General features: G+C 64.2%; 13 protein-coding genes and 1 tRNA gene. 5 read left to right on the forward strand and 9 right to left on the reverse strand.

All coding sequences use genetic code 11. The features are described 5' to 3' along the window. Nucleotides 1–205: 205 nt before the first annotated feature. Entirely contained in the window at nucleotides 206–568 is a 363-nt protein-coding gene (locus tag ABIB54_RS04005) for an ASCH domain-containing protein (RefSeq protein WP_354574251.1), read from the forward strand. 62 nt (nucleotides 569–630) lie between these two features. Here the strand turns inward: ABIB54_RS04005 and ABIB54_RS04010 are convergent, their stop codons facing one another. The 4 genes from ABIB54_RS04010 to ABIB54_RS04025 all read right to left on the reverse strand — a co-directional run bounded on the left by ABIB54_RS04010 (nucleotide 631) and on the right by ABIB54_RS04025 (nucleotide 7,009). Then, nucleotides 631–3,660, reverse strand: coding sequence for a type I restriction endonuclease subunit R (locus ABIB54_RS04010; protein WP_354574252.1), 3,030 nt, complete (start codon nucleotides 3,658–3,660; stop codon nucleotides 631–633). Then, nucleotides 3,661–4,872, reverse strand: coding sequence for a restriction endonuclease subunit S (locus tag ABIB54_RS04015; RefSeq protein WP_354574253.1), 1,212 nt, complete (start codon nucleotides 4,870–4,872; stop codon nucleotides 3,661–3,663). Continuing rightward, nucleotides 4,872–6,383 (reverse strand): type I restriction-modification system subunit M, encoded by a 1,512-nt coding sequence (locus tag ABIB54_RS04020; RefSeq protein WP_354574254.1) that lies wholly within the window; start codon nucleotides 6,381–6,383, stop codon nucleotides 4,872–4,874. Before ABIB54_RS04020 ends, ABIB54_RS04015 begins: the two co-directional genes overlap by 1 nt. A gap of 161 nt (nucleotides 6,384–6,544) precedes the next feature. Then, nucleotides 6,545–7,009 carry a hypothetical protein gene (locus tag ABIB54_RS04025; RefSeq protein WP_354574255.1) on the reverse strand — a complete coding sequence of 155 codons (465 nt, stop codon included), beginning with the start codon at nucleotides 7,007–7,009 and terminating at the stop codon, nucleotides 6,545–6,547. Between the two features lie 440 nt (nucleotides 7,010–7,449). Between ABIB54_RS04025 and ABIB54_RS04030 the strand changes: the two genes are divergently transcribed. Then, a complete protein-coding gene (locus tag ABIB54_RS04030) occupies nucleotides 7,450–8,871 on the forward strand; it encodes a tyrosine-type recombinase/integrase (RefSeq protein WP_354574256.1) in 1,422 nt (473 codons plus the stop codon). A gap of 102 nt (nucleotides 8,872–8,973) precedes the next feature. Here ABIB54_RS04030 and ABIB54_RS04035 read toward each other — a convergent pair. From ABIB54_RS04035 to galU, 4 genes are all read right to left on the reverse strand, one after another. Beyond that, nucleotides 8,974–9,046, reverse strand: a tRNA-Ala gene (locus ABIB54_RS04035). 62 nt (nucleotides 9,047–9,108) lie between these two features. Then, nucleotides 9,109–10,014 carry a hypothetical protein gene (locus ABIB54_RS04040; protein WP_354574257.1) on the reverse strand — a complete coding sequence of 302 codons (906 nt, stop codon included), beginning with the start codon at nucleotides 10,012–10,014 and terminating at the stop codon, nucleotides 9,109–9,111. Between the two features lie 38 nt (nucleotides 10,015–10,052). Next, nucleotides 10,053–10,709: a GNAT family N-acetyltransferase gene (locus ABIB54_RS04045; RefSeq protein WP_354574258.1), complete on the reverse strand. Its 657-nt coding sequence runs from the start codon at nucleotides 10,707–10,709 to the stop codon at nucleotides 10,053–10,055. Nucleotides 10,710–10,793: 84 nt separating this feature from the next. Then, complete coding sequence (galU, locus tag ABIB54_RS04050) at nucleotides 10,794–11,687, reverse strand: UTP--glucose-1-phosphate uridylyltransferase GalU (protein ID WP_185201526.1); 894 nt, start codon at nucleotides 11,685–11,687, stop codon at nucleotides 10,794–10,796. Between the two features lie 83 nt (nucleotides 11,688–11,770). Between galU and ABIB54_RS04055 the strand changes: the two genes are divergently transcribed. Genes ABIB54_RS04055 through mscL form a run of 3 tightly spaced genes read left to right on the forward strand, consistent with a single transcriptional unit; the run spans nucleotide 11,771 to nucleotide 13,266 of the window. Then, nucleotides 11,771–12,349, forward strand: coding sequence for a 5-formyltetrahydrofolate cyclo-ligase (locus ABIB54_RS04055; RefSeq protein WP_354574259.1), 579 nt, complete (start codon nucleotides 11,771–11,773; stop codon nucleotides 12,347–12,349). Nucleotides 12,350–12,375: 26 nt separating this feature from the next. Next, the gene (locus ABIB54_RS04060; RefSeq protein WP_354574260.1) at nucleotides 12,376–12,753 is read left to right on the forward strand and encodes an FmdB family zinc ribbon protein; all 378 of its coding nucleotides are present in this window, start codon (nucleotides 12,376–12,378) and stop codon (nucleotides 12,751–12,753) included. Nucleotides 12,754–12,759: 6 nt separating this feature from the next. Beyond that, nucleotides 12,760–13,266, forward strand: coding sequence for a large conductance mechanosensitive channel protein MscL (gene mscL / locus ABIB54_RS04065; protein ID WP_354574261.1), 507 nt, complete (start codon nucleotides 12,760–12,762; stop codon nucleotides 13,264–13,266). A 305-nt stretch (nucleotides 13,267–13,571) separates the two neighbouring features. Here the strand turns inward: mscL and ABIB54_RS04070 are convergent, their stop codons facing one another. Then, complete coding sequence (locus ABIB54_RS04070) at nucleotides 13,572–17,348, reverse strand: AAA family ATPase (protein WP_502917058.1); 3,777 nt, start codon at nucleotides 17,346–17,348, stop codon at nucleotides 13,572–13,574. Nucleotides 17,349–17,398 lie beyond the last annotated feature (50 nt).

The raw sequence follows: 17,398 nt of genomic DNA on the forward strand, positions 1-17,398 counted from the left end.
GAGCAGTTGCCGACACCGGAAGCGAGGTGAACACCGACACGATCATGGCCCTCAGCGCCTGAAACGAAGGATCAGCAGTTACACCACTACTTGGGGCTTGACCGATCGCCAAAAAAGTACTCAACGGACCTCCTCAACAGGTTACGCAAGTCAATAACTCGAAGGGGATCGAATGGGTGCACCAGCAACTAGCCGAGTAGCCCTGATGGCCATCCACCCCGTCTATGCAGAGGCGATTCTCGACGGGACTAAGAAGGTCGAGTTTCGCAAACGACGTCTGGCTGAGGACATTCGGACGGTCTGGATCTACGCGACTGCGCCCGTGCAGAGAATCGTTGGCGAGTTCCACATAGGAGAAACGGTCGTTGATTCTCCCGAGACTATCTGGTCCTCTTTCGGAGCCGTAGGGATTATCGAACACAGCGAATACCAGAGCTACTTCGCCGAGAAGACTGAAGCCGTGGCATTTGTCGTGCAGGGCGCTACACGTTATGAGACGCCGGTCGCCTTGCACGAGCTCGAACCCCGTCCCTCAATCCCGCAAAGCTTCAGCTACCGTCACGCCTAATCGGCGCGATCGCGCCCAACAAACCTGTCTGACCGCGAGCTTGTCGCCTGCGCATCGGATTCTTAGTAGTTTGCGGCGATGTACGCGTAAGCCCGATCAAACAGTTCCCCGGTCATCGGAAGACCATACCCCCTGAGAACGCGCCTAATCTCGATGCGCACGAGTTTGTCGCCTCGCCGATCCTTGTGCCAGCCGTCATATCGCACGTCAGTGACGATGTCGTCGATCGAACGGACCACGTTTCCGAGTATGACCGGAGCGTCGGCTGGCGCGTACTCTTCGAAGATTTGCGTGAGCGCGCCGACCCGAGGATCCGGTAACAAGTTGAGACCTTCGACGCCGGCCTCTTCTTCCACCTTTTCCGCCAGAGTGAGGTCGCGCGCGAGAACAAAGATCTCGTGCAGGTAGTCGATCGAGTCGCTTGAGCGCATCAGTTGAGCCTCTCGAAGCTTTTCGAGGCGATCCGCGAGCGATCGGTAGATGGGATGGCCACCGGCCGGGCCCGCCAGTCGCCGCTTGATCCTGGTGGCGATGTCGTCAACGGTCTGGGCTGCGGTCTTCGCCAGATTATCGGAATTGACGCCAGGTCCGATCAACCCCCTCTCGCGAAGTCGATTGATGGTCTCCTCGTCAGCGAGAACAGCGTTGAACCCAGGGTCGGAAACTTCGAAGTCGTTGATGTTGTTATGCACGAGCGCGAGAGTTTTCGCGCCGAGCTTTCGCCAGATCCGCGTCGCGGAGAGATCACGGTCCGACATTCCGTTGTAGATCTTGGTCAACCAGACGTAGTCGTCCCTGTGCTGCTCCAACCGCATCTCCGGGTAGAGCGCCTCCCAGATCCCAGAGACGATGCCGTACTTGGCGGTGAAGCGTTCCACCGCTGTCACGTCGGGCAGCCGTCGCCGCCCTTCCTCAAACGAGGCGAAGTCCCTGGCCGACCGATCGATTCCGGAGAACCGTTCCAGAATTGAGGCGAGCTCTTCCTCGAACACATCGAGAAGCCCGTCAGTTTCGACCTCGCGTTGTTTCCGGTCTGGGTCGGCGGGCAGCATCGCCCGTGCGAATCCTTCGCCTAGTCCGAAATAGTCGACTACAAGCCCGTACTGCTTCTCCTGCCCTGTATCCGGGTTCTTCCAAGTCCGGTTCGTGCGGGTGATCGTCTGGAAGAGGGTGTGCAGCTTTAGGGGCCGGTCCAAAAATAGGACGCCCTCGATAGGGGCATTGAAGCCGGTGCCAAGTTTTGAGGTGACGATGATGAATTTCAAAGGGTCGTGAGCTGATCGGAACCGGTTCAGGATCCTCTCCTCCGCGGTGTCGCTCAGTTTGAATCGTGCGAGATCCTCGTCGCCTTTGCCTGTGACATGCATGACCACGGCGACCTCGTCCGCGGGTTCGTCACGCGCCGCAGCGCGTTCGGTGAGCAGTCGTTGGAGTTCGTCGGAGTACGCAGCGCACATCGCCCGGTCATAGACGACGATCTGGGCCTTCATGCCGAGCGGGTCGACCGTGGAGTAGAAGAAGTCGACAATGTCCTGACAGACAGCCCGGATCCGCTCCGGGTTCGCCACGAACGTGGACAAGCGCCCGAGCTTACTAGCGAGGACTTCCTTGTCGGCGTCGTCAAGATTCTCGGCCAGCGCGAGCGCTTGGAACTCAGCCTCCAAGGTTTCCTTGTCGATGTTGAATTTCACCAGGCGGGCCGAGACGTGCATGGGGACGGTCATGCCGTCGGCGATCGACCGGTCGGAGTCGTAGGTGTTCAGGGCGTGGCCGGGGTCGTCAGGATCGCCGAACAGTGTGTAGGTGTTCCGGTCCGAGTCGGCGATCGGGGTGCCGGTGAAGCCATAGAACGACGCGTTCGGGAGCGCTGCACGGAGCTGCTGGCCGAGGGAACCTTCTTGCGTGCGGTGCGCTTCGTCGATGAGGACGATGATGTTGTCGCGTTCGTTCAGGAGGCCGGCACCGTTGAACTTGTGGACGGTGGTGAAGATCGCTCCGCGTTGATCGGTGGCGAGGAACTCCCTCAGATCGCCGGTGCTCTTGGCGACCGCGAGGGCTGGCATACCTGTGACGCGAAACTGGTCATAGGTTTGCTGGACAAGCTGGACACGGTCAGCAATGAGCACCAAGGTCGGGTTATTCAGCTTCGCGGAACGCATGAGCTTCACTGCGGCGTACGCCATGGCGAGGGTCTTGCCGGACCCTTGCGTGTGGAAGACGAGCCCGCGTTTCTTCTTCCCTTCGAGCACCCGGTTGAAGATGGCTTCGACCGCTTCGTACTGCGGGTAGCGGGGCACGATCTTCGAAAGGACGGTCTTCCCGTCACGGTCGTCGTTCTCGAATAGCACGTAATCGGAAAGGATACGGAGAACGGTGGTCGGGTTGAGCAACGACTGGATGCTGAGTTTCACGCGCTCCCAGCCGCCGAGAGTCGCCTTGGAGTCGGTGGAACCCCACGCCGCCCATTCGCTCGGGTCCCGACCAACAGCCCCGTATTCGAGTTCACGGCCGTCGGTCGCGAATGACAGTACGTTGGCGACGAAGAACTCCGGATGGCCCTTCTCATAGGTGTCGTGAATGTCCTTGGCGCCGTTGAACCAGGAGAGCACGGAGTCTGTCATCGACTTCGCCTCTCCGACGATCAGCGGGAGTCCGTTCACCCAAAGCACGATGTCAAACCGGCACGAATCGCCGATCGGTCCGAAGGTCACCTCGTCCGAGATCACGAACTTGTTGGCTGCCCGGTCCTCGAAGTCAATGAACCGGATCGGCTCGTGCACATCATGGTCAGTGAACTGAATGGTGTGAAGGCCGCGCAACCACGGAAGCAGATCCTTGTTCGCCTGGACGAGGCCCTTGTCCCGCGTCTGCCCTAGCGCCCGGCGGAGCTGCAACAGCACCTCATCGGCACGGTCCGGTTTCGCCGCGATCAGCGGGTTCAGCCGGATGAGTGCAGCACGAACCTCCGACTCGACAATCGAGGCTGTACGGTCGCGCTGCAGAGCGCTGCCGGGGATGTGCGTCCAACCGTTCCCGACCAGCAGGTCGATGACAGGTTTCTGCACCACTGAGAGTTCAGAGAAAGAGGCCATTTACGCTGCATCCGGTAGTAGGTCGTCGTAGGACACGGGGATCTCATGGGTTCCGGAGAGGAGAGCGGTGAGGAGGTCGGTGCGGAGATGGCGGAGGGCGAGCCCGTGGTCTCGACCGGCCGTAGCGCTACCAACTAATGCCTGAAGCAATTCGGATGTAGGCGCTTGAATGTCCAAGTTCGGGCACGGAATTCTCAGCTCTAGAATCGCTTTTTGAGTGATGTTTCGCATGTCAGATCCGCCTGTCAACTGCGCGATTTGGTGTCGTACACCGGGCGCACGAAGGGCCGCCAATAGCCAGTTTGGCGCTACAAGATTCGGGTTGGAAATCAACCGAAGGGTCTTGTCGGAAAGGTAGTAGCGATCGCCAACTGCCGGAACCAAGCAGACCGCCCCCACGCGAGAGAGGACACCGTTGGCTCGCACCATAAGGAGATCACCGCTCGTGACGCGTGTCAATGACGAGAGTTCCACATTCGGCGCAACCGTCTTCACTTCGTCCGCGTCAAAGCCGTTGGCGCCGATTGCACTTACCTTCAACACGGCCCTCTCGTCAGCCAGAGGCTGCCGCTCCTCGCCGCTGGGGCTCTTGCCGGCCTCGATCTTTTCGAGAATCGCTGACAGCGGCGTCATCGGCCCTTTCAAACCTCCCGCCACCGCAGAGTAGGCACTGAGAGATCGGGATTCTGACTCCTCTGCCGCCTCAATCGCCTCGTCCAACGATTCGATCAGGTCAACGATGCGGTGCTGCTCGGCGAGTGGAGGGATCAGCAGCTCAAGAGCACGCAGTTTTGTCTGATTGAGATGTGCGATGGTCACCTGCGAAGTGACTCCTTCCAAGCCACCGGAGGAGACAAGATTTTCAATTGCGTAGGCAAGGAAAGCCGGCACTACAGCCCCGCTGCTACGGAGGCGGTGAATAGCGTTTTGAAAGTACACACCGGGCATGTCTTCGGTGATAAGTGCACATCTACCGACTTCTCCGCCCTCGCACACAAGGACGTCACCGGCTCGCAGCTCTAGCTCGCTCTGTTCACGCTCAGAAAAGTCCATCGTGTTCAGGTCGTCCGTCGTGACTCGACCCCATCTGACATTCACGTTTCGAAGGTATCGCTGGCCGCCATCAACGCGTCCCGATCCTTGTGGAAGCGTCTTGCCCAGACGCGTGTCGGCCACAGCCTCTATCTGTTTGACGGACCACCCCTCCCGCATCAGAATCCCGCCGCAATCAGCTTCTCGTCGAGCACGGCCTGCGCCTTTTCGAGCCGCTCACGTGCTTCACGCAAGAGCACGAGCGCTTCTTCCACGTTGGCTTCGGCCGCGGTCTCACCCTTGATGTACCGACCGATGTTCAGGTCGAATCCGTTGGCCTCGATCTCAGCCAGGTCGACGAGGCGGAGGCTGAGCCCACCGTCGCCGTCGGTGTCCTCGCCGAGCTTGTAGGCCGTGTCAATGACGGTGATGTCGTCCTCGGACATGACGTTCTGGTTCTTGCCCGGCTGGTACCGCTTGGTCGCGTCGATGAACAGCACACGGCCGACGCGTAAGGCTGATTTCTGCTTCCGGAACACGAGGATGCAGACGGGGATGGAGGTCGAGTAGAACAGGTTGGTCGGTAGGCTGATGACGGCTTCGAGGAGGTCGGAGCGGATCAGCTGCTCGCGGATGACCGCTTCCTTGCCGCCACGAAAAAGAACGCCGTGCGGCATGATGATGCCGGCTCGGCCAACACCCGGCTTCATTGTCGACACGATGTGCTGAATCCAGGCGTAGTCGCCGTTCTTCGCGGGTGGGACATCCCCGATCGAACGTCCGAACGGGTCGCGCGCCCAGTTGTCTGCTCCCCAGTTCTGGAGCGAGAACGGCGGGTTTGCCACCGTGACGTCGAACCTCCGAAGCTCGTCGCCGTCGAGGAGTTTCGGCTCGGAGAACGTATCCCCGCGGACGATCTGAAAGTCCTGCAATCCGTGCAGGTACAAGTTCATCTTCGCGATCGCGGAGGTGGTGAGGTTGATCTCCTGGCCGTACAGGCTGAGGGTGCGGGAGTCGCCGCGGTTGTCGTCGACCGCGTGGACGGCTTCGACCAGCATCCCAGCGGAGCCGCAGGCGGGGTCGGCAATCGAGTCGCCGGGCTTCGGGTCGAGAATCTTGACGAGCAGGTGCACGACGTGACGCGGGGTGAAGAACTCGCCGGCCTTCTTGCCGGAAGCTTCCGCGAACTCTTTGAGAAGGTACTCGTACGCGGCGCCGAGCATGTCACCGTTTACGGACTTTGGTGTCAGATCGAGCTTGTGGAATGCGTTCAACAGCTCGACAAGGGCGGACTCGGGGAGCCGTTCTTGGTTGGCCCAGTTGACGTCGCCGAACACGCCATCGAGTGCACCAGGGTTGGCTTCTTGGATGGTGAGGAGAGTCTTCGAGAGCTTCGAGCCGACGTTGGTGGTCGTCTCGAAGACGTCAGACCAGTGGCAGCCGTCAGGAATTGCGAACGCCTGAAAATCGGCTTCGATCTCGTCATTGAGGTCGTCACCGTATTCAGCGAGGGCTTCGGCGTGGTGGAAGTCCCAATTATCGGACACCCATTTGAAGAACATGACCGGGAAGACGTATCCCTTGAAGTCGCCGGGGTCGACCGGTCCCCGCAGAGCGTTCGCTGCGGTCCACAACGCGGACTCCAGCTGTCGTTGAGTGAGGTGGTGCTTTTCGGTTGCGATCAGTGACATTGGGGTCCATCGTGCTCACGGCGCCACCCACCGCGGCGCATTCTCGACTCTATTGGCAGCCCGCGACGGATTCTCTCTCATCGTCGCCCGTCAAGCGCCCAGGTCGAGGTCGTGGCGCACGTCTGGGCAACCCTCCTCAACCGACTAAGCCTCAGGCACCATCATTCGTCCGGCATCACCATCCACGACAGCGCGCCGATCTCCCGCAGCCCCAGCAGCCACTTCACCGGCCCGTGGTAGATCCGGACAGTGGCGACGTTCCCGAGCACGCGGACAAACTTTCCATCCCGTCGGTGCTGCATCAAGATCAGTCGCGGAATCTCCCTCCAGAAGACGACGTCGGGCGGCTCAGCCCGGCTTCGGTCTAACTCGCTCCGTTTTGACTCGCCCAGCGCCTCCACGCTCTCGCTGTGAGCCAGCATCTCGGACATCTGCATGAGATTACAGAGCTCGACCGTACGGGCGAACAGGTAGTCCGCGCTGGTCGAAGGCGAGCCGTACTGCGGAGGCGACCCGACAATCGCTTCGACAAGGGCATCCACGGATTCGAAGATGCCCTCGAAGCCGTTCACAGCCTCGCCGGTCGCGGCAATCCGCGTGGTTTTTACGGGCCCGCGCTCAGGCACGGGCGGAGGTGCAGTAGGTGGTGGGCTTCGTTTGTATGTGCATGTCGGCCCTGTGCGCGGCGAGCCGGCCCGCGCGCGAGGCTTCGGGCGAATCGGGCGCAGGCCGGCCGTACCCGGTCTATGCGCGGCATACCAAGCGAGTACTCCCCCGGCTTCGCTCGTCTGCTGGCCGTGCCGCTAGACCAAAAGCAACGGCTTCCGTATTTGCCCACGGTTTGTGCGAGGATCAGCCCATGAACCCACGCGCTGCCCTCTCCCCCGGCGGCCACGGAGATGTTCGGGTCCAGAAGCTCGACCCCAAAGCGATCCGGGCCCTCCAAGAGGCGAAGGGTCGCGACGCGATTGCCGCCGGGCTGCCCACCCCACCGACCCGAACCAAAGCCATCCCGAAGAGCGTCACCTGGCGCGCTACGGCCCGTATCCGGCTACATTCAGGCCAGGTGACGCAGAAGGAGGCATTCTCCCGCAGCGGGGCTGCTGAGGCCCGAGCGCGGCTGAATGCCTTACTGGCGGATCCTGATACCTATGCATCACGTTCTATCCAGGTCCGGAGTGAACTTCGCCTGAGAAAAGAAATGACCCTCGCGGAGTTCGTCGCTGTGTGGGTCGCTACCGAGCGCGATCTCGGCGACATCGCCCCGCAGACTTTGAACGAGTACGAACGGATTGCGAACAAGGATGTCCTCAGCGGTCCCTTCGGAATCGGGCAGCTCCGCCTCAAAGAGGTCACCGTTCAGGTCGTCTCTGAGCTGATCACCGCCATTCTGCATGGCACTGAGACGCAGCGAGGGCGTCCCTCGGTTGCCAAGCAGGCTCGCGTGGTCCTCTCGAACACCTTCAACCTTGCGGTGCAGCGGGGTCTTGTCTCGATAAGCCCGGTGCGAGACGCAACGACTGTGACCATTCGTACCAAACGGCCGCGGGCCATCACCGACGATCAAGCCAGCGAGCTCCGGCGGGCTGTCTTCAACTGGGCGAAGACCCCGTACGCCTCGGACAACCCCTACGCAGACGCGCAGCTGCTGCCCCTTCTGATCGATACCGTCATCGCAACCACTGCTCGGCCTGGTGAGGTACTCGGGCTCCGCTGGGCTGAGGACGTCCACCTTGACGGCCCCGTCCCAACAGTCAACATCAACGGGACCATCATCTTCCTCAAAGGCGGTTCCGCGGTCGAGGGCCAGATGAGCACGGTCAGGCAAAGCCGCACGAAGACCGGTGACGAAGCGGTAGAGGAAGGTCGCGACCTGGTCATTCCCGAGAGACTTGCGGTGGCGCTTCGTGCCCGTCGGGCGCAGAACCTGCCGGGTCCCTTCGTCTTCGGACACAAGCACGGACATCCGCTCGCACAGACCTCTATGCGCATCCTGTGGAGGGCTGCCATCGCCGGCACCGCTGTTGAGGGGATGACCCCGAGGACCGCGCGGAAACTCGGGGCAACCCGCATTGCCCACGAGCGCGGAGTTGACGCCGCCGCGGAGCAGATGGGCAACACACGCGAGATAGCCCAAAAGCACTACGTCGAGCGCCGGCGGCTCCACGATAACTCCGACATCTTGGGCGCGCTCATCGGCGAAATTCTGGAACCCGAGGAGCTCGCACTCCAGCAGCTGTGGATCGGCAAGCTGGCGGATCTGCGCGACGCGGCGGAGACCTTCGGCATAGAGCAGCTCTACCTCGCCGGCGTCCCCGAACGACAGAAGGACGACCGCTCCCCGCTGGTCCTCGAAGTAGACCGCCAGCTGGATGAATTCACGGTGTCACAGATCACCGCTGCGGCGCTCGCGATCTTCGGCGCTCCCGCCTCCGTCGGCGTGAATCCAAGTCCGACGGGCGTCCCAATCGTGAACCCCTGGGCATAAATGCGTGTGAATCGCCGGTAATTCAGCCCGCTCAAACCGTGGGCAAAACGTGGGCAACACCGCCGCTTAACGGAAAAAACCCCCGGAGAACCGGGGGTTTCGTGGACCCTAGGAGATTCGAACTCCTGACCTCCTCGATGCGAACGAGGCGCGCTACCAACTGCGCCAAGGGCCCGTACTGCGTTGCTACGTTATCACTTTCACGAGGTGCATCGGCGCAGTGACGCCTCCTCGGCGCTACGCGCGACGGCGGCGCAGCACGGCATCGAGGTCCGTGTGCGTTTCCGGCTGCTCTTCGACGAAACCCATCCGGGCGAACCGGCTGGGAACCGTCGGTGCAGCGGGCCTGATCGGAGTGACCTCCGGGGCCTCGTACGCCTCGCGGAGGCGGCGCTCGGCATCCGCTGCGGCCTGGCGCAGCTCTGCGGCGGCCTCGAGCGACGCGACGAGTGACCTCTCCGGCGCGGGACGAGACATATACAGTGGCTTCGGCACGGGCACCGGCGTCCAGGTCGTCTGCACGGGGGCCGGGGGCGCGACCACCGCTCGCGGGGCTTCGACGACGACGGGCCGGGAGCGCAGGCTGCGGGCGAGTGCGGCCCGGGTGCGGCCGACGGATGCCATCTGCCCGAGCATGCCGATGCTGCCGGCCGTCACGGCGGCGCCGACGGCCAGGAGCATCCAGGAACCGGAGGCGAGAAGCTGCACGACGCCGAAGCCGGAGGTGATGAGCGCGGCGAACAGCACCGCCGAGGTGATCGCCCGCGAACGGCGAAGGCGGCGGGAGGCGGGAGAACTTGCCGCGACATCCGCGGCGATAGCGGGCTGGGTCTCGGCCAAGCGGCGGGCGGCGGCTCGCGCGACCGCGGCATCCTGCGCCTCGGCAATGGCCGCGGTGCGCTGCAGTTGCTTCTTGAGCACGCGCTCCTGCTGGGCGGCGCTGCGAGCGGTCGTCTCGGCACGCACCTCGAGCGGCACCTCGGACGTCTCGGCCATGATGCGCAGTGTCTGCTGCAGGCGGAGCGCGTTGCGTTCGGTCGCGAGGTACTCCCGACGCTGGAGCCACGTGGGAACGAGGTAGGCGAGCCAGAGCACGGCGGCAAGGGCGATGATCACGCCCGATCCGACTCCTTCAGCACCCATAGCCCTACGGTACGAGGGCTCGGCCGATTAAGCCTCGATTACCGAGGGTGTGTTCCGCGCTGGAGGGACGCATCCCAGTCCGCCTGGGGCACGACCCCTGCCCCCTCGGGCACGCGTCCATCGAGCCAGCGCCTCAGCACCCCAGAAGGAAGCTCCTCTGCGACGAGGGCGAAACAGAAATGGTCGCGCCAATCGCCGTTGATGTGGATGTAGCGCCGCCGAAGCCCCTCATACCGGAAGCCCAGCTTCTCGACCACGCGCAGACTCGGGGCATTCTCCGGACGGATGCAGATCTCCATGCGATGCAGCCCCACCTGGAAGAAGGCGTAGTCGCTCGCGAGCGCGACCGCCGTCGGCGTCACTCCCTTGCCGGCGAAGCGTTCTGAGACCCAGTATCCGATGGTCGCCGACGAGAGGGAGCCGTAGGTGATCCCCGAGACGTTGAGCTGCCCGGCGAACTCCCCGTCGTATTCGATGGCGAAGGGAAGGCCGAAACCGGCGCGCGCGTTGGCCTGGAGACTGCGGATGCTGGAGCGCACATCGAAACTCATCGCCCCGTGCGGGTTTGTCGCTTCCCATTTGCGCAGCCAGCCGCGGTTCTCGAGGAGTTCGCGCTCGAGCACTCGTGCATCGCGCAGACGGATGGGGCGGATAGTCGTCTTGCCCTCACGGAGGGTAGGGATCGGAGTCGCCACCGCACCAGTCTAGAGCCGGGCCGGTTCCGGTCTCGATACGGCCGCGGAGGGGCCACTCGCCCACCGCGGGCACTCGACCATCGACTACTCGAGGGTGCTTGCGAAGTCCTTGAGCCACGGGCGCAGATCCGGGCCAAGGTCATCACGGTCGACCGCGAGCTGCACGATGGCCTTGATGTAGTCGAGACGATCACCGGTGTCGTAGCGGCGACCACGGAAGACGACACCGTACACGCCGCCCGCGATGCTCGGGTTGGCCGCGAGCGTCTGGAGCGCATCCGTGAGCTGGATCTCGCCGCCCTTGCCGGCGGGAGTGTGCTCGAGGATGTCGAAGATCTCGGGCTGCAGAACGTAGCGACCGATGATCGCGTAATTGGAGGGAGCCTTCTCGCGGGTGGGCTTCTCGACCAGTCCGGTGATCCGCACGACATCCTCGTCGTCGGTGGCCTCGACGGTGGCGATTCCGTACATGTGCACCTGCGCGGGGTCGACCTCGAGCAGTGCGACGATCGTGGCATTGCGCTTGCCCTGCTCCTCGAGCATGCGAGAGAGCAGAACATCCCGGTCGTCGATGATGTCGTCACCGAGCAACACGGCGAAGGGCTCGTGGCCCACGTGCATCCGGGCGCGCAACACCGCGTGTCCGAGTCCCTTGGGGTCGCCCTGGCGCACGTAATGCACTTCGGCGAGATCGGTCGCGTAGTTCACTTTGCGGAGGCGCTCGATGTCGCCTTTCATGAGCAGAGTGGCCTCGAGCTCGCCCACGCGGTCGAAATGATTCTCGAGCGCATTCTTGTTTCGACCCGTGATCATCAGTACATCGGTGAGGCCGGCCGCGACGGCCTCCTCCACCACATACTGGATCGCCGGCTTGTCGACGACGGGCAGCATCTCTTTGGGCATCGCTTTCGTCGCGGGCAGGAATCGTGTTCCCAGACCCGCGGCGGGAATGACAGCTTTAGTGATTGTGAAGGCCATGGCGCTAAGGGTATACGACCGCCATTTCGACGGCGTTAACTCGACACGGACCATAGACTTGGGGCCGTGAACGGGGTACGGGAGTGACAGGAGACGAGAGCCACCAGAAGCGCGCCCTCCGGGCCGAGCTTCGGGAGCGCCGGCGCATCATGACGACCCGCGAGCGGGAACAGTCCACCACCCACCTGTGCGAACACCTCATCGAGTTGGCCACGCGACTGCGGGTGAGCTCGGTCGCGGCCTACCTTCCGACGACGGAGGAGCCGAACATCCGGCCGTTCCTCAACTGGGCGGATGCTCAGAAGATCCGCATCCTCTACCCGATCTCGCGCGATGACGGTCTGCTCGACTGGACCGTCGGCGACGGCGAAACGGAGGTCGAAGGCCTGTTCGGCATGCCGGAGCCGGTGGGCGAGCTGCTCGGACCCATCGCCATCAATGATGTCGACCTGATTCTCGTGCCGGCGGCATCCGTCGACCGCACGGGAATGCGCATGGGGTGGGGCCGCGGCTATTTCGATCGCACCCTCGGATCCATGGAGAAGTGTCCGCCGGTCTATGCTGTGATCTTCGACAGGGAGTTGGTCGACAGTGTGCCGAGCGAGGTGCACGACAAGCGCGTGGACGGTGTGGTCACCCCCGGCGCCATCGTCAGCTTCTGACTTCCCCCCAACGACTGAGGACCTCCGTGCCCACCTATTCCTACCGCTGTGCGAACTGCGACTACGCGTTCGACCAGTACCAGGCGTTCACGGATGACTCCCTGACCGTCTGCCCGAACTGCGGCCAGTCCCAGCTGCGCAAGGTCTTCAACTCTATCGGCGTGAGCTTCACCGGCTCCGGTTTCTACCGCAACGACAGCCGGGCGGAGAACTCGAAGACAGCGTCGGGCTCGTCGAGCTCGTCGTCGTCGCCAGCGGAGTCGTCATCCGCGACGAAATCCGATGCTCCCGCCGCGAAATCCGAAAAAAGTAGCTCGAAGAGTGAAACACAAGCGGCAAAATCCCCCGCCCCGAAATCTGGCACGGTATCTTCGAAATCCCCCACCGGTCCCGCCGGTTCGTAGCTCTCGATGAGCGACAGCAGAGGAGTCTCCGTGCTCAAAGGTTTCAAAGAATTCATTCTCCGCGGCAATGTGATCGACCTCGCGGTCGGCATCATCATCGGCGCGGCGTTCACCGCGATCGTCACCGCGCTGGTGGCGAGCATATTCAATCCGATCATCGGAGTGCTGTTCAACGCATCAGACCTGACGAAGGCGTTCCAGGTCACCATCCCCGCGATCGGCGGGGGCAAGCCGGGAGTGATCGCCTTCGGTGCGGTGCTCGCCGCGATCATCCAGTTCCTGATTATCGCTTTCGTGGTCTACTTCGCGATCGTGCTGCCGGTCAACCACCTGGGCAAGATCGCTTTCGCCAAGCAGAAGCAGGAGGAGGAGGCCACGCCCACCGACCTGCCGCCCACCGAGACCGAGCTGCTCATCCAGATCCGCGACCTGCTCGCCGGGCGCCCGTCGCCCGAGGGTGACCACAGTCTGCCCGCAACCGCGCCGAGCGGTGGAGCGCACGCCGCTCAGTGACTTTTCCGCCGGCCTTCCGGCGCAGTAATCCGGGCCAGTGCAGTCACAAGGGGTCGGCAGGCCGGCCCGGAGTAGCCGCGATGGCCCGGATGTCGTGGGTGAGTGCGACTCGGAACGACCCGGGCGATGATCAGTGCGTCTGGCCCCAGTGGGGCGGCCTGTCGGCCTTCAGCCGTTCGTCATTCTCGTTCTCGGCGTGACGAGGAGGTTCCTTTTGCGGGTTCGGGTCTGAGCCGGCGATCGCCTCGGTGGTCACCCGTCGGCGCGGTCGATCGCGCGGCGTGGGGGCGTCGTGCTTTCCCACGTCAGACCTGCTGTGCCGCACTACCGGCCGTGCCAACGATCGGGATGGGCTGGGTCTCCGGAGCCACCGCCGACGCACCGAGCATCGTCACGATGCGGTCCGCGACGACATCCGGCTCGCTGAAGAGTTCGAAAGCGTGAACACGCAGGTAGTGCCATCCGAGGCGACGCAGCATCTCGGGCCGCAGCCGCAGCGACTCCCGGAGGCTCGAGCCGTGCAGTACGGAGTCGGTCTCGATCGTGAGGCACATGCCCTGGTGGGATGCCACGAGCCCGAGCTTGCCGCGGTGACCGAGGGCCACGCGCAGGCCGCGCAGCTGCAGGCGCCTGGCGAGGTCGACGAGCATCGGCTCGCTGTCGTCCGAGGATGCTCCGAGCGCGTTGCGGGCGGTCACGTCGGTGAGGATCTCCGCGAGGGCGATCGCGCCGAAGTGCATGCGATCCTCGTCGATGTCCTGCGCTTCGAAGCAGGTGACGATCACCATGGAACGGCGAGCGCGGGTCATCGCGACCGCGAGAAGCCGCTCTCCCCCCGGACGTCCGAGGGCGCCGAAGTCCGAGAGCACCCTTCCGTGCGGGGTGCGTCCGTAGCCGATGGAGAAGATCACGCGGTCGCGACTCTGCGCGACGGCCTGTTCGATCGTCGTCACCGTGAAGGGCTCCGGGCGGTCGCCGAGCACGAAGTCACTGAGCTCCGGGCGGCCAGAGGTGGCCGCGAGCACGGCCTGCTGCACACGCACCGCATGGCGGGCGCTGGCCGTGATCACCATGAGGGATTCGTGCGGGCGGGTTGCGGCGTGCTCGATGACGAGCTCGACCGCACGATTGACCTCTGCGTCGACGCTCTCCACGCCGCCGGATTCCGGGTCGGGCATGCCAGATCCGTCGGCCAGGAAGTCGAGGCGGATGCTTCCGTGCCCGAGGAAGCTCCCGGCCCACGGGAACGACTCGATCTTGCCGGCGTAGAAGCGGCGATTGACCAGTTCGGCGAGGTCTTCCCCGCCGGCACGGTAGCTGCGGGTGAGAGCGAGGGTTGGCAGGAGGGACGACAGTCGGGCGAGCGCGGAATCGGCGTGCAGGGCGTCGAGCGCCTCGGCGTCGAGCGGTGAGGCATCGACGGCACCGGCCAACCCGATGGTGAAGGGCGACGGCGTCTGGGTGACCGGATCGCCGAAGGCGACAGTCTGCTTGCCGCGGCGGATGGCGCCCAGGTTCTCGGCGAGAGTCGTGGCGCCGGCGTCCACCAGAACGACGGAGTCGAAGGCCAGGGTGTCGGTGATGCCGGCCACCTCGTACGGCGACGCGAGCCAGACCGGCGCGATCGTCCGTGAGAGGTGCGGGGCGGCCTCCTGCAGGTCTCGGGCATCCACCGCTCCGCCGCGCAGGGAGGTCTTGAGCGCGCTCGCCTCCTCCGGCCAGTCCACGAGACCGATGCTCCAGTTCTCGGCGAGCTGCCAGGCCAGCAGCTGGGCGCTTCCGGCGGCGTGGGCCTCGTCCACGAGCCGGAAGTCCGCCTCGAGCCGATCGAGCACCGAGGTGTTCGCGTTGAGCAGGGCGCGATCGGCTTCGAGAAGGGACTCGAGTGCCGACTGCCACCAGGCGAGTTCCAGTTCGGCAGCGACCTGCTCGTCGGGCACATGGCGTGAAGCGAGGTCGTCGAGAAGCGGGTCGAGCTGGAGGTGACGGAGGGTCGCGCGCACCTCGGCGCGCTCCTGGAGGTTGTTCAGCACATCCGAATCGGCGGCGAGAGCGGCGATCCGTTCGGTGAGGATGTGGATCGGCAGATGGATCAGCTGCGTCTCGCGCGTCACCGCACCGAGCGGCTCATCGAGGAAATCGAGGTCCTGGGCCACCTGCTGGTAGGCCACCTGCACGTCGGCGATGCCGACCGGGACCTCCGGCGTGACTCCCGCAGCGACGAAACGCTGCCAGAGGATGCGCTGCTGCTGGATGTGCTGCAGGCTCTCGTTGATGTCACCGATGTGCACGCCAGGACGCACGTACTCTCGCGCGAGCTTCTTGAGCCGGCGTCGGTTCGCGGAGGACATCTCCCGGGAATCCTTGCGGGCGGAGGTCGCCGCGATCAGCTCGCTGAGCGAACGGTCGAACACCACGGGAAGGAAACGGTCGAGGGTATCGCGGATGTCGATGAGCAGCCGAAGGTAGATGCCGAGTTCGTTGATCGTCTCGAATGGCCGCATGCGCGTGCCGGAGATGAGGTCGCTCGCCCGTTCGAGCAGGCGCGGCAACTCGGTGTGGTGCAGCTGCTTGGCGATGGCGTGCGCGCGCGAAGCCGCCTCGCTGGTCGCGAAGGTGGCTCCGTACCAGGGCGAATCACCCGGGCCGTAGCGGAACTCACCGAGGCCGGCGGCTTCGACCATCGCGCGGGCGGCGCCGGCGCGATCATCCGCCATCAGCTCGACGGACTGGCGGGACAGTCGCGCGGTGGTCGCGGGCGGGTCGGGCAGGAGTGCGAGGCGGGAGAGCTCGGTGAGGCAGTCGAGCACCGAGACTCGCAGTGCCGGGTCGGTGCGCGCGACCGCGCCGCGGTAGTCGAGCAGCACCTTGCGCAGGCGAACGAGGGCGTCATCCACTTCGCCGATCTGGGGTGCGCGGGACTTCTCGTTGCGACCGATCGAGCGGATGAGGTCGCGGCGAAGCGTGCCGGGAGCGACCGCGAGGCCGGCGAGACCGACATCCCCGAAACGCTGCGCGATGCCCGCGAGCGAGGAGCGCCGAGCGCTGACCACCAGCACGCGTTTGTTCTGGCTGACCAAGGCACCGATGGCGTTCACGATGGTCTGGGTTGCACCGGTGCCCGGCAGGGTCTTGACGACGACGGAGTTGCCGGCCGCGATCTGGGCGATCACATTCTCCTGCTCGGCATCCGCATCGAGCAGCAGGGTGTCGGTCTCCGGGGTGCGCCGGTCGGGGCTCTGCGGCTCGACCGGGGCGTAGCTCTCCTCGATGGCCCACTTGGCCGAGGGATTCCCCGCGAGGGCATCGAGCAGCGGATGTTCGAGGTCGCCAGCATCGGACTCCATGGCACGGGACACGTCCGCGAAGGAGGAGACGACGAGTCGAGGCTGCACATTGAACCACTCGAGATGCGAGGTGAGGCCGCGCAGCCGATCGATCACGGGATTGGGCTTGAACGACCCGTCCTCCTCGGCGAGCGCCACGAAGGCTTCGGCATCGAGGGAGATCTGGAACTGTGCCTCGAGCGCACGGGAGAGCTCCGGGTTGAGGAACGGCGCCCCCTTGAGCTTGAGTTCGAAGTTGCTGCCGTAGCGGCGGATCGCCAGCGGACGCAACAGCACGGGCGCCCGGAACTGCACGCCCTCGTGCTGCCACTCGGCGATCCCGATGCCCAGGTGGATCGAGTCGATGCCACGAGCGGTGGCGAGCTCGAGGCTCTTGTCGGCGATCTCGGCGGCGGCGATCTTCGCCGCCCTCAGGGCGATGTCATCCCGGATCAGGTTGGAGAGCAGCGTCGACTTGCCGGTGATGAACTGCGCGAGGCCACCCGGATGCGTCGCGCCGAGTTCGATGCGGGTGCGCGGTCCGTCCACGAAATGCAGCAGAGGAGACACGCCGCCGATGGCGCCGAGTTGCGACCGCCAGCCCTGCCAGGTGGGCTCGGCCACGTTGGAGAGCGAATAGTTGGGGTCGCCGAGGGTCAGCGCGTGTGGCGCGGTCACCTGTCGCTCCGCATGGGCATGGCTATCGCTCGGCTCCGCGAAGAAGTCGTCATCCTGAGGTCTATTGGCACGCCACACAGGGCCACCTTAACGGGGGCGCCGCGGAATGTCGGGAGATAGCGGGGAGT

The sequence above is a fragment of the Frigoribacterium sp. UYMn621 genome (assembly GCF_040549525.1).
GTDB lineage: Bacteria > Actinomycetota > Actinomycetes > Actinomycetales > Microbacteriaceae > Lacisediminihabitans.